General features: G+C 51.1%; 1 protein-coding gene. It reads right to left on the reverse strand.

Going from position 1 to position 826, the window contains the following annotated elements; translation table 11 throughout:
- The coding region (locus tag ACH6EH_RS20150) for an IS3 family transposase (protein WP_397333591.1) at positions 1 to 335 on the reverse strand (335 nt) is incomplete at its 3' end.
- Positions 336 to 826: the final 491 nt, after the last annotated feature.

Consider the following 826-nt stretch of genomic DNA (forward strand, 5'->3'; position numbering starts at 1 on the left):
AGGCCGACGATCTCTCCGTTGTAACCATCCAGCACCGCGGACAGATAGAGTTTGCCATCCGAGCAAGGAACTTCGGTGATATCCGATAGCCACTTTTGGTTCGGTGACGAGGCGCTGAAGTCTCGTTGGATCAGATTTTCGCTCTTTTGAGCTGCGGCATCCTCACGTGTAATACCGTTCGGGTGACGCTTCGCTTTCTGCAGCAGCCCATGCTTCTTCATGAGGCGATAGACGGTGCTGTAGCTGGTGTGGATGTCTATTTGCGACAGCGCCAGCAGCATGCGCCGGGCACCGTAATTTCGATTGTCTTCATGTTCACTGATGATTGCTTTCATGTTGACCAGAAGCCGTTGCTGTCTCTCCTGCATGGGTGCAGGCTTTAGGCTACGATAATAGCCTGATTCGCTGACAGCAAGCGCTTCGCACATCTCCTTGACGGTCCATCGATCCCGTCGTTCACGGATGTAAGCATAGAGCTTGCATGCTTTTACCGCTTCCGGTCTTTTGCGAAAAAACCGAGTGCGTCCTTGAGAATTTCATTCGTGCGTCGCAACTCGCCTATTTCTCTTTCTAATTCGATTTCACGTGCCGTCTTATCGGCAGATGCATAAGCGCGTCCGCTCCCAATATGCGCTCCGTCGCCGTGCAAGGTTCTTTGCTTTCTCCATCCCTGCAAGGTGTGGTAGGCTACGCCCAATTGCTCAGCGGCTTTCTTTGGTCCAATTTCATCACTTCATCTTACCGCTTCTTCTTTGAATGCTTTGTCGTACCGGTTCATTGCTTCTCATCCCCTCGTCAACTTTCATTTTATTTCATACGAGGGTGT

This window comes from Paenibacillus sp. JSM ZJ436, from assembly GCF_044383795.1.
GTDB lineage: Bacteria > Bacillota > Bacilli > Paenibacillales > Paenibacillaceae > Paenibacillus_AQ > Paenibacillus_AQ algicola.